The 10,169-nt window shown below is 64.1% G+C and carries 10 protein-coding genes; 5 read left to right on the forward strand and 5 right to left on the reverse strand.

What is annotated here, in order from left to right; genetic code table 11:
- A partial coding sequence (locus B3D39_RS18820) for an acetyl-CoA carboxylase biotin carboxyl carrier protein (RefSeq protein ID WP_286789956.1) occupies positions 1-364 on the reverse strand: 364 nt, incomplete at its 3' end.
- A 294-nt stretch (positions 365-658) separates the two neighbouring features.
- Here B3D39_RS18820 and B3D39_RS18825 point away from each other — a divergent pair.
- Both B3D39_RS18825 and preA read left to right on the forward strand, forming a co-directional pair.
- Positions 659-2,002, forward strand: a complete 1,344-nt coding sequence (locus B3D39_RS18825; RefSeq protein WP_274962685.1) for an NAD(P)-dependent oxidoreductase — start codon at positions 659-661, stop codon at positions 2,000-2,002.
- 3 nt (positions 2,003-2,005) lie between these two features.
- Positions 2,006-3,307: an NAD-dependent dihydropyrimidine dehydrogenase subunit PreA gene (gene preA / locus B3D39_RS18830; RefSeq protein WP_274962684.1), complete on the forward strand. Its 1,302-nt coding sequence runs from the start codon at positions 2,006-2,008 to the stop codon at positions 3,305-3,307.
- Between the two features lie 10 nt (positions 3,308-3,317).
- On the opposite strand, the gene B3D39_RS18835 is transcribed toward preA, so the two are convergent.
- Together B3D39_RS18835 and B3D39_RS18840 are read right to left on the reverse strand one after the other, a co-directional pair.
- Entirely contained in the window at positions 3,318-3,959 is a 642-nt protein-coding gene (locus tag B3D39_RS18835) for a hypothetical protein (protein ID WP_274962683.1), read from the reverse strand.
- A 112-nt stretch (positions 3,960-4,071) separates the two neighbouring features.
- Entirely contained in the window at positions 4,072-4,722 is a 651-nt protein-coding gene (locus B3D39_RS18840; protein ID WP_210402125.1) for a TetR family transcriptional regulator C-terminal domain-containing protein, read from the reverse strand.
- Between the two features lie 201 nt (positions 4,723-4,923).
- Between B3D39_RS18840 and B3D39_RS18845 the strand changes: the two genes are divergently transcribed.
- Positions 4,924-6,249, forward strand: coding sequence for an aspartate aminotransferase family protein (locus B3D39_RS18845; RefSeq protein ID WP_274962682.1), 1,326 nt, complete (start codon positions 4,924-4,926; stop codon positions 6,247-6,249).
- Between the two features lie 233 nt (positions 6,250-6,482).
- Here B3D39_RS18845 and B3D39_RS18850 read toward each other — a convergent pair whose 3' ends face one another.
- Positions 6,483-7,064 carry a VOC family protein gene (locus tag B3D39_RS18850; protein WP_078519532.1) on the reverse strand — a complete coding sequence of 194 codons (582 nt, stop codon included), beginning with the start codon at positions 7,062-7,064 and terminating at the stop codon, positions 6,483-6,485.
- A 143-nt stretch (positions 7,065-7,207) separates the two neighbouring features.
- Here B3D39_RS18850 and B3D39_RS18855 point away from each other — a divergent pair, with 143 nt between their 5' ends.
- Positions 7,208-8,089: a hypothetical protein gene (locus B3D39_RS18855; RefSeq protein ID WP_286789957.1), complete on the forward strand. Its 882-nt coding sequence runs from the start codon at positions 7,208-7,210 to the stop codon at positions 8,087-8,089.
- A gap of 4 nt (positions 8,090-8,093) precedes the next feature.
- Here B3D39_RS18855 and B3D39_RS18860 read toward each other — a convergent pair whose 3' ends face one another.
- Positions 8,094-8,756, reverse strand: a complete 663-nt coding sequence (locus B3D39_RS18860; protein WP_274962680.1) for a TetR/AcrR family transcriptional regulator — start codon at positions 8,754-8,756, stop codon at positions 8,094-8,096.
- Between the two features lie 127 nt (positions 8,757-8,883).
- Between B3D39_RS18860 and B3D39_RS18865 the strand changes: the two genes are divergently transcribed.
- Complete coding sequence (locus B3D39_RS18865; protein ID WP_078519529.1) at positions 8,884-10,134, forward strand: Zn-dependent hydrolase; 1,251 nt, start codon at positions 8,884-8,886, stop codon at positions 10,132-10,134.
- Positions 10,135-10,169 lie beyond the last annotated feature (35 nt).

Consider the following 10,169-nt stretch of genomic DNA (forward strand, 5'->3'; position numbering starts at 1 on the left):
CTTCCTTGACCTGATCGCCGACCTTTACGAAGGCCGATGCGCCCGGCTCGGGCGAGAGATAGGCGGTGCCCACCATGGGCGAGGCCACGGCGCCGGGATGATCGGCGGGGTCTTCGACGGGTGCGGCTTGCTCGGAGGCTGCGGATTGTGCCGCCGGAGCCGCTGCGGGTGCCGGAGCAGGGGCTGCTGCGGGCGCAGGGGCGGCTGCCTGCACAATATTGGTCTGTTTCGACACCCGCACTTTCAGGCTGTCATCTTGCGCGTAATCGCGCGTCACGGCGATTTCCGTCAGCTCGTTCGAATTGAGCAGTTCGGCAAGGGCCTGAATGAAGGCCACGTCGTTGTCACGGGTATTTTTGGTCATGCGGTCCTCGAAGGGTGCTTTGAAATGGAGCCCATTCTGCGGGGCTCTTTGGTGCTGGAGGCGGTTATACGCGAGGTAACGCGCGGTGAAAAGCCGCATCGGCCGTCCTGATGTCAGGGTTTCGCGATCTCGTGATTGCCCGATAAATGAGCACGGATGGGGTAGAGGGCGCTGAACTACCGGGCAATCGGGCGGGAATTGGCGACCCGACGCGCTGCGGCATATTTTACCACTTGATAAAATTCAATCCTGTGCGAGCGTAGGGAACAAGAAAAACTGACAGGGAGCCCGCAAGTGTCCAATAGCCAGCTCACCGAAGGGATCGCGCCAGCACGGCTCGACCCGGAAAGCTACTGCACCAATTTCGCCGATCACGCGCCGCCGCTGGGGACGCAAGAAGCCCGCATCGCAGCCGATCGCTGCTATTTCTGTTATGATGCGCCATGCATGGAGGCGTGTCCGACCGCGATCGACATTCCGCTCTTCATCCGGCAAATCTCGACCGGAACGCCGGAAGCCGCGGCGAAGACGATCTTCGATCAGAACATCATGGGCGGCATGTGCGCTCGCGTCTGTCCGACCGAAAATCTCTGCGAAGGCTCCTGTGTCCGCATGGATTCGGAAGGCGAGCCGGTCGAGATCGGCGCGCTGCAGCGTTTCGCGACCGATACGCTGATGGCCAAGCAAAGCCACCCCTACACCCGCGCCGAGCGCAGCGGGAAATCGGTGGCGGTCGTGGGCGCCGGGCCTGCGGGTCTCGCCTGTGCGCACCGTCTCGCGATGAATGGCCACGAGGTCACCGTTTACGATGCGCGCTCGAAGCCGGGCGGGCTCAACGAATACGGTATCGCCAGCTACAAGACGCCGGGCGGGTTCGCGCAGGCGGAAGTCGACTGGCTGATGCAGATCGGCGGCATTACTATCGTCGAGAATTGGCAACTTGGCCGCGTCGGGGATGGCGATCTGGCCGAACTGCTGGGCGATTACGACGCAGTCTTCCTTGGGATGGGGCTGTCGGGCGTGAACGCGCTGCGCCTCGAGGGCGAAGACAAGGACGGCATCCGCCCCGCGACCGAGTTCATCGCGGAGCTGCGTCAGGCCTCCGATCTGGCCGAACTGCCGATCGGGCGCGACGTGGTCGTGATCGGCGGCGGTATGACGGCGGTCGACGCTGCCGTGCAGTCGAAACTGCTGGGCGCGCTCAACGTGACGCTCGTCTACCGTCGTTCGCGCGCCGAGATGCCCGCCAGCACGGTCGAGCAGGAGCACGCGCTCACCCATGGCGTGAACATCATCGAGAACGCCGCCCCCATCGCCATCCATGGCAACGGCGCGGTGCGTCAGGTCGAATTCGCCTACACGAAGAAGGGCGAGGGCGGTCTGGAGATCACCGACGCGACCTTCAAGCTGTCCGCCGATCAGGTCTTCAAGGCGATTGGTCAGACGCTGGGCGACATGCCTCCGAAGGTCGAAGTCGCGGGCGGCAAGATCAAGGTGGACGGCGCAGGCCGCACCTCGGTCGAACGGGTCTGGGCGGGGGGCGATTGCACCCATGCCGGGGAAGACCTGACCGTGACGGCGGTCGCGCAGGGGCGCGATGCGGCTGAAGAAATCCACCAATTCCTGATGGAGGGCTAAGAGATGGCCGATCTGACTTCTGAATTCATCGGTATCAAATCCCCCAACCCGTTCTGGCTCGCCTCCGCGCCGCCGACGGACAAGGAATACAATGTCCGCCGCGCTTTTGAAGCCGGTTGGGGTGGGGTCGTGTGGAAGACGCTGGGCTCGGAAGGTCCGCCCGTCGTCAACGTCAACGGCCCGCGTTATGGGGCGATCTATGGCGCGGATCGCCGTCTGCTCGGTCTCAACAATATCGAGCTGATCACCGACCGTCCGCTGCAGACCAACCTGCGCGAGATCAAGGCGGTCAAGAAGGACTACCCGGACCGGGCGATCATCGTCTCGCTGATGGTGCCCTGTGACGAGGAAAGCTGGAAGGCGATCCTGCCGCTGGTCGAGGAAACCGGCGCCGACGGGATCGAGCTGAACTTCGGCTGCCCGCATGGCATGGCCGAGCGCGGCATGGGTTCCGCGGTGGGGCAGGTGCCCGAATATATCGAGATGGTCACCCGCTGGTGTAAGCAATATTGCAGCCTGCCGGTGATCGTGAAGCTCACGCCCAACATCACCGACATCCGCCGCCCGGCGGAGGCCGCCAAGCGTGGCGGGGCCGATGCGGTCTCACTGATCAACACGATCAACTCGATCACCTCGGTTGATCTGGACGATTTCGCGCCGGAGCCGACGATCGACGGCAAGGGCACCCATGGCGGCTATTGCGGTCCGGCGGTGAAGCCGATCGCACTGAACATGGTGGCCGAGATCGCCCGCGATCCCGAAACGGCGGGCCTGCCGATCTCGGGCATCGGTGGCGTGACCACCTGGCGCGATGCGGCAGAGTTCATGGCGCTCGGGGCCGGCAATGTGCAGGTCTGCACGGCGGCGATGACCTATGGCTTCAAGGTCGTGCAGGAAATGATCTCTGGCCTCAGCGATTACATGGATCGCAAGGGCTTCACCTCGACCTCCGAACTGGTGGGGCGCGCGGTGCCGAACGTTACCGATTGGCAGTATCTGAACCTCAACTACGTCACCAAGGCCGAGATCAATCAGGACGATTGCATCAAATGCGGTCGCTGCTATGCCGCTTGCGAGGATACCTCGCACCAGGCGATCGCGGTGACCGAAGATCGCGTCTACTCGGTCAAGGACGAGGAATGCGTGGCCTGTAACCTCTGCGTTGAAGTCTGCCCGGTCGAGTGCATCACGATGCGCAAGATGGACAAGGGCGAGGTGGATCCGCGCACCGGCGAGACGGTCGGCGACTACGCCAACTGGACGAGCCATCCCAACAACCCCTCGGCTGCGACGGCAGCCGAGTAAGGGCAGGGGCCTAGCGGGTCACGTCGAGGTTCGGCGCGACCTGCGGGGCAACCTGAGACCATCCCTCCTGCGACGCGCCGCTCCGATGATCGGAGGGCGCGTCGTTTTTATCTTCCGCCTGCGGTGCAGGCTCGGCACGCGCCTCCCTGGCGGTGTCGGGCGCTTTGACCTCCGCACGCTCTTCCGTCGATGTGTCGGTGGTCTGGATCGTGTCGGCGGGCTGCACTGGCTCTGGGGCGGGGGTGTCCGAGGTCTCCACGAGGTCCGGCGCGGCCCAGAGCGCAGCGGCCTGTGCCTCGAGCGGCGTGACCTCGAATGTCGGGATGGGGCCGGTCAAGGCATCGGGATCGGGACGTGCATCCCCATCGCGTCTGCCAAGAGTACGGGCCGATTGGCTTGCATCCTCCGTGCCGCGATCCTGCCCTTCCTCCTTCAGCGCGCTGGCGCCGCGTGCCGCGCGCGCTTCCAAGGCGCGCACTTGCTGCGCGCGATTCTGCGACGTTTGGGTGTCTACATTCGCGCCAAGGCCGCCGTTGGTATTGGCCGCATTCGCCGCCGCCTCCACCGTGCTGGCAGGCGCTGTCTTCGGGGCCGCCACCGTCAACAGAGGCGACCACCCGACCTGAGGCATCAACCCCGAAATCCGGTCCATCCCGAGCTCCATATTCCTGCGCCCCCACGCATCCTCAGACTGCGCCGGGGGCGTTACCGGACCGTTAAGATCAGGCAGAAACTCCGGGGATAGTTACGGAAGGCTTAATCGCTTATGGCTTGAGCAGCCGCGCGAAGAGCATATCGAGGAACGGCGCCGCCCCTTCGATCGGGTCCTTGCCCGGGCCGAGCACCGCACGCACCTGCGTGTCGAAATCGGCGTAATGCTGGGTCAGCGCCCAGATCGAGAAGATCAGGTGATGCGGATCGACCGGGGCAAGACGCCCCTCGGCGATCCAGCCCTCGATCACCTTGGCCTTCTCGTCCACCAAGGTCTTGAGATCGGTGGACAATCCCGCGCCCATCCGCGGCGCGCCCTGCAAGACTTCATTGGCAAACAGGCGGCTTTCGCGCGGCATCTCGCGGCTCATCTCGAGCTTGCGGCGCATGTAGCGCATGATTTCCTCGCGCGGCTCGCCCGCAGGATCGATCGCGCGCAGCGGCGCGAGCCAGATATCGAGAAGCCCAGCAAGAAGCGCCTCGTGGATCGCCTCTTTCGAAGGAAAGTAATAGAGCACGTTCGGCTTGCTCAACCCAGCTTCCGCCGCGATCTGGTCGAGCGTCGCGCCGCGGAACCCATGCGCGGAGAACACGTCCAGCGCCGCCTCGAGAATCTTGCCGCGATTGACCTTTTGTATCCGGGTCAGCGGGCGCTTGCCGTCGTCGTCGCTGGTGAAGTCGCGCGGGTCGAGGTCGTCTGCCAAATATTCGTCTCCCAGTTCGTGTTTTATGTTAACCGAAGCGTTACTGCGGGATCAATCGCTACGGGGCAGCAGAGTGCGCTTTTAACGCGCATTGAAGGCCGCTTGACTGGTTCCTAAGCTGTGCTAGCGTGAGTCTGACCGTTCGGTCAAACTAGACAATCCGGCCGTGTCTCGACCCGGCCGCCCGACCGGAGTTTTTCCATGGCGCTCGACCGCAAGTCCCCCAACGATCTCAACGCTTTCTGGATGCCCTTCACGGCGAACCGCCAGTTCAAGAAGAACCCGCGCATGTTCGTGGGCGCGAAGGATATGCATTACACCACCTCGGACGGGCGTCAGGTGCTCGACGGCACGGCTGGTCTTTGGTGCTGCAACGCGGGCCATTGCCGTCCGAAGATCACCGAGGCGATCCAGAAACAGGCCGCCGAGCTCGATTACGCGCCCGCCTTCCAGATGGGCCACCCGATCGCGTTCGAGCTTGCGAACCGCATCCTCGACATCGCGCCCGACGAGATGGCGCATGTTTTCTACACCAACTCCGGTTCGGAATCGGTCGAGACCGCGCTGAAACTCGCCATCGCCTATCACCGTGCGCGCGGCGACGGCGCCCGCACCCGTCTGATCGGACGCGAGCGCGGCTATCACGGCGTGAACTTTGGCGGCATCTCGGTCGGTGGTATCGTCACCAACCGCAAGGTCTTCGGCCCGCTCGTGCCGGGCGTCGATCACCTGCCGCACACCCATCTGCCCGAGGAGAACCGTTGGTCGAAGGGCTGCCCCGAGCATGGCGCGCATTTGGCCGACGACCTCGAGCGTATTATCGCGCTGCATGGCGCCGAGACCATCGCCGCCGTCATCGTGGAGCCGGTTGCGGGCTCGACCGGCGTGCTGCTGCCGCCGAAAGGCTACCTGCAGAAGCTGCGCGACATCACCAAGAAGCACGGCATCCTGCTGATCTTCGACGAGGTGATCACCGGTTTCGGACGCACGGGCGCGGCCTTCGCCGCCGAGAAATACGGTGTCGTGCCGGATATGATGACCACCGCGAAGGGCCTCACCAACGGGGTGATCCCGATGGGCGCGGTGCTGGCGACGGCTGAGGTTCACGACGCCTTCATGAACGGCCCCGAGCATATGATCGAGCTGTTCCACGGCTACACCTATTCGGGCAACCCGATCGCCGCTGCCGCCGGGATCGCGACGATCGAGACCTATCGCGAAGAGGGCCTGTTCGAGCGCGCCGCCGAGCTTGCCCCCTATTGGGAAGAGGCGCTGCATTCGCTCAAGGGCGTGCGCAACGTGATCGACATCCGCAACGAGGGTCTGATCGGCGCGGTCGAGCTGGAGCCGATCGCGGGCGAACCCACGAAGCGGGCCTTCTCGGCCTTCCTGAAGGCCTATGACAAAGGCATCCTGATCCGCACCACCGGCGACATCATTGCGATGAGCCCGCCGCTGATCATCTCGAAAGAGCAGATCGACCAGCTGGTCGGCACGCTCAAAGAGGTGCTCGAAGAGGTCGAGTAATCGGGCCCAAGCCGAGATGACAAGACGGCCGCGCAGGGTTGCGCGGCCGTCTTCTATTTGGGGTGATGAGGGCACGGGGCGACCAGCCCCGGGCCGCGCCCGACCTCCCCCCGGGAGGGCGCATTGGCGATGTCGTCGCGGGCATATCTGTCTTGCGGGCTTGCGAGATTAAGTGCCTGGCCACAGGTGACGCGACGCGCCCACCCGAGGTCGGGCGCGGCCCTCACTCCTCCTCAATACGGGTTCTTCGCTCCGCGATCCTCGGACAGCGATTGCTGCGAGCGCTCCACGATCATCTCGATCGCATCTGCCAGATGCTCCTCGCCGATCGCCTTGTCGCCGCGCGCGACCCGGATGCGATGCGCCTCGATCATCACCTCGGCATGGGACGATCCGCGCGGCGGCTCGAACTTGTAGGTCGCCAGTTCGATCAGCAGCCCCAGCGGATCCTTGAAATAGATCGAATCCATGAAGCCGCGATCCTTCACGCCGGAATGCGCGATCCCGCGCGCATCGAGCCGCGCCACGACCTGCCGATGCGTCGCCATTGAGACGTTGAAGGCGAGGTGATGCACGCAGCCCGGATCGGTGGGTGTGCGGTCATGGACGGGCTTGCGGCTCTCATTGGTGAAAACGGTGATCAGCCGCCCGTCGCCCGGGTCGAAATAGAGATGCCCCTCATCGGCATTGTCCAGATTGGGCTGATCGAAGATGAACGGCATTCCGAGCAGCCCTTCCCAGAAATCGATCGAGCTCTGCCGGTCCGCGCCGGTCAGCGTGATGTGATGGACGCCCTGCACCTGCATCTTGCGCATGTCTTTCTCCCTATCTCTCTTACGACCAAGGTAACCCATGCTGGGCGCAGGTCTAGAAACAGGATCTGTGCGGTGCCGCGCGAAACCCCGCCGAGCACCGTTTCGCCAGATTGCGCGACCTTGTGGCGGCGGGGGCGGGGACTATGTTGCGCAAGGATGCCTGGAGACTCGCGATGCTGCGCCTGACCTTTGTCCTTGCCCTGATCTGCCCGCTGCCTGCCATGGCAGAACTGGTGCCGTGCGAGACCTCCATTCGCGGCAAGACCTATTCCTACGTCTACGATGCGGACAACGCGGCGCTGAAGGAAAGCCGGTCGCTGCGCGAGAAGCTGTTTGGCGAGAAAGGGGAGGTGACCTGCCCGGCGCTGGTCACTCTGCGCGCCTTGACACCCGAGATGGACGACGAAAGCCGCGCCCCGTTCTGTTTGCAGTGGGACAAGGAGGCCGAGACCTATCTGGGCTACGACCGGGGCGAGCGCGACGCCTACGGGCTCTGCCGCAAACCGTCGAAAAGCATCTGCGAACGTATCAAGGGCACCGCGAAGGCCGCAGGCGATCTGCGCGACGATGCGGAAAGCGCCGTGGGCGATGCGGCGAGCAAGGTTCTGGGCAAGAAGATCGGCGGCATGATCGTCTCCGATCAGGCCGGAAACCTGCAAAAGAAGCTGCGCGACGCGGGGCTTGGCGTGCTGGCGGGGGCCTCGACGCCTGCGCTCGCGGCCACGGCGGTGGTCGTGGGCGGTGCGATTTACGTGTGTTCGGATACCGGCGCGGAGGCGGTCGGTCTGGAGGCCGATCCGGTCGAGCCGACCTCGGACGGGAAGGAGCTTCTGGGCGCGAAACTGCCCGAGACGCATCTGCCCGCGGGCGTGGCCGGGGCACCGATGCGCCCGGTCGAGACCGAGACGCTGCCGGCCGCGCCCGAGGCGTCGGAGGAGACCTCGCAAGTTCCGGCGCCGGATGCAAAATCGAATGTCGCCCCCGTCGGCGCGCCGAATATCACCGCCGACCCGGCGGCGCATTGAGCAATCAGGTCACTCCGATCCCGCGCAGCACGATGCTTTTCACGCAGGTCTTCGCCTCTTCCCACTGAGCGTCGCTCAGCGGCGCGCCACCGTTCAGCGTCTCGATCTGATGCGAGAAATCGGCGTAGTGCTGAGTGGTCGCCCAGAGCATGTAGAGCAGATGATGCGGGTCGACCTCGGCCATTTTGCCTTCCGCGATCCAGCGCCGGATGATCACCGCGCGGCCCTCGGTCCAGTCGCGCAGTGTCGTCTCCAGGTAATCCTGAATCACCGGCGCGCCATGCATCACCTCTGACGCCCAGACCTTCGAGCCGTTCGGGTGATTGCGCGAAATCTCCATTTTGGCGTCGATATAGGCACCGATCCCCTCGGCCGGTCCGCTTGCCTCGTCGAACACATCCGCAGCTTCCAGCCAGATGTTGAAAATGCGCTCTACGACCCGTCGATAGAGCGACTCTTTCGTCTCGAAATAGTAATGGAGATTGGCTTTCGGGAGCCCCGCGACATCCGCGATCAACTGCATCGTGGCCCCGCCGAATCCGGCCTCCGCGAAGACCCTCTCGGCGGCTTTCAGGATCGATTCCTCGGTGGCGCGTCGCGCCTCGGCGCGGCTTCCCCGGCTGGCTTGCCCATTTTTTGTGCGCTTGCCGCTCTCATCATCTTTCATTCAAAATACGTCCTGATTTTTGTTGACCGAATGGTCAGACCGTGGCCCACTCAACCTGACCATACGGTCAGAAAAAGATTCGTCGCAAGAGGGGATAACCCCCACGCAGCCGACAGGGAGTTATGAAATGTCAGCACCCGGAGAAAACCTCCGCATCAATCCCGATCGCCTTTGGGACAGTCTCATGGAGATGGCCAAGATCGGTCCCGGCGTCGCCGGGGGCAATAATCGCCAGACCCTCACCGATGCGGATGCCGAAGGCCGCGCGCTGTTCCAGAAATGGTGCGAAGATGCCGGCATGACGATGGGCGTCGACACGATGGGCAACATGTTCGCGACCCGCGCGGGCGAAGACCCCGATGCGCTGCCGGTCTATATGGGCAGCCACCTCGACACGCAGCCCACGGGCGGCAAATACGACGGCGTCCTCGGTGTGCTCGGCGCGCTGGAGGCGGTGCGCTCGATGAACGATCTCGGGATCAAGACCAAGCACCCGATCGTCGTGACCAACTGGACCAACGAAGAGGGCACGCGCTTCGCTCCGGCGATGCTGGCCTCGGGCGTGTTCGCAGGCATCCACACGCAGGACTGGGCCTACGATCGCGAAGATGCGGAAGGCAAGAAGTTCGGCGACGAGCTGAAGCGTGTCGGCTGGGTCGGCGACGAAGAGGTCGGTGCACGCAAGATGCATGCGATGTTCGAGTTGCATATCGAGCAGGGCCCGATCCTCGAGGCCGAAGGCAAGGATATCGGCGTCGTCACCCACGGGCAGGGTCTCAGCTGGACCCAAGTGACGATCACCGGCAAGGATGCGCATACCGGCTCCACGCCGATGCCGATGCGCAAGAATGCGGGCCTCGGCATGGCGCGCGTGCTGGAACTGGTCGACGAGATCGCCTGGTCGCACAAGCCCCACGCGGTGGGCGCGGCTGGCCATATCGACATCTACCCGAATTCGCGTAACGTGATCCCCGGCAAAGCCGTCTTCACCGTCGATTTCCGCTCCCCCGATCTGAGCGTGATCGAGGATATGGAAAAGCGACTGCGCGAGGGAGCGAAGAAGATCTGCGACGAGATGGGCCTTGAGGTGGAGTTCGAGAAGACCGGCGGGTTCGACCCGGTCACCTTCGATCCGACCTGCGTGAGCGCCGTGCGCAGCGCCGCCGAGCGTCTGGGCTATTCGCATCGCGACATCATCTCGGGCGCGGGCCACGATGCCTGCTGGATCAACGCGGTCGCCCCGACGGCGATGGTGATGTGCCCCTGCGTTGACGGGCTGAGCCATAACGAGGCCGAGGATATCTCCAAGGACTGGGCAGGCGCGGGCGCCGATGTGCTGTTCCACGCCGTGCTGGAATCCGCGGAAATCGTAAGCTGAGACGGGCGGAAGAGGGGGCGCTGCCCCCTCGGCGC

The sequence above is a fragment of the Thioclava sp. UBA3469 genome (genome assembly GCF_002378135.1).
In the GTDB taxonomy this organism is placed as follows: Bacteria; Pseudomonadota; Alphaproteobacteria; order Rhodobacterales; family Rhodobacteraceae; genus Thioclava; species Thioclava sediminum.